Raw genomic sequence first — 1497 nt, 5'->3', positions numbered from 1 at the left:
GAGGTCGAATCCTGCTCGGCCGTGCATCTGCCGCATGATCTTCTTGGTTCGGGTATTGACGCCCTCGGTCCGGCCGTTGTGGTGGGGCAGGGTAAGGCCGGCGTTCACGGCGGCGCGGTCGAGTTCGAGGCCGTTGCAGAAGCTGTGCAGGTGGGGCAGGCCAGCGGTGCGGACTGTGGCGATCCACTGGGTGAGCTTGTCGTCGTTAGCCTGGGCCGGGGTCAGGAACGCGACGAACTCGCCGGTGAGTCGGGCGAGTTCGGTCATCTCCGGGCACGCCGCGGTGACGAGGCCGAGCAGGTCGGTGTCCTTGGTCCACAGGTGCTCGGGGTGGGTGAGCAGGAGCCGGGCGACGCGGCGCGGGGTTGTCACGGGGCGGTCGCCTTCGGCGCGGCCCTGATTGAGGTAGCGGACCAGCAGGTTGGCACTGCCGGTATAGCCCAGTTCCCTGATCTCGTGCAGGAGGTGCGTGACGGGAACGGCCGGGTTGTCGGACCGGCGTCGGCGCAGGTGGTCGCGGTAGGGGTCGACAAGGGTGGGCCGGTAGCGGGGGGCGATGCGATCCGCGGGCGGTTCAGGGATGCGGGCGTAGCGCTTGACGGTGTTCAGGGCGAGGTTCAGTCTGCGGGAGCAGTCGAGCAGGCCGACGCCGGAGTCGAGGAGGGCGTGGACTTTGTGCCAGCGCTCGCGGGTGGTCTGCTCGCGGACGCCGCCGGGCCGGGGCGGGTTGACGGTGGCCCAGCAGGGGGCGTGGGCGCGGACCTCGGCCAGAACTTTGTTGCACAGGTTCTGCCACAGATGCCAGCGGTCGCTGACCTGCACCGCGTCGGGCAGGGCCCGGCGGATCGCCTCGGCGTAGGTGGCCGAGCCGTCCCGGCACACGACTTCGATCCCTTTCCGCCCGCGCAGCCACGCCTCCAATGTGGCGGCTTCGCGGTCGGGCAGGACATCGACGCGTTCCCCGGTCTCGGCATCGATGATGATCGTGGCGTAGCGGTGACGGCGGCGCAGGGCGAAGTCATCGACCCCGATCACCCTCGGGATCCGCAGCGTCGGCGGGGGGATTCCCCGCAGCACCCGCAGGGCGGTGGCGAACGATACGGGCACGGCCAGTATCCGGGTGAGCCGGGCAGCCGCCCGGCCGCATAACTCCTTAACCACGCCCGAGACCTGGCTGGTCAGACGCGTGGTGCGGCGCTGAAGTCGCTCGATCAGCCCAGGGACTTGCTCGCGGAAGGTCTGCCGCCGACAGCCCAGGACCGGGCAGACCAGACGTCGTACCCGGACGTTGACCACGACCCGGCGGCCATCGACCGGCACATCCGCAACGGTCCGGACGTGGTATCCGTGCACCTTCCCCGTCGGGACCCCGCACATCGGGCAGGGAAAGGGAACATCCCGGGTCCGGGCCAAGACCCGGATCATCTCGGCGTCGTCCGCCACATCCTCGATGACCAGCGCCGAGAGCCCTGAAAACACCGTTGCCACAAGGGAGTT

Annotated in this window: 1 protein-coding gene; it reads right to left on the bottom strand. The window is 69.6% G+C overall.

The window, feature by feature from the left end:
• Positions 1-1497 (bottom strand): ISL3 family transposase (locus tag IE198_RS34745; protein WP_444545435.1); only part of this gene is annotated, 1497 nt, incomplete at both ends.

The sequence above is a fragment of the Streptomyces xantholiticus genome, assembly GCF_014651015.1.
Lineage (GTDB): Bacteria > Actinomycetota > Actinomycetes > Streptomycetales > Streptomycetaceae > Streptomyces > Streptomyces xantholiticus.
The sequence above is the reverse complement of the archived record's forward strand: the minus strand, read 5'-3'. Positions and strand labels throughout refer to the sequence as shown.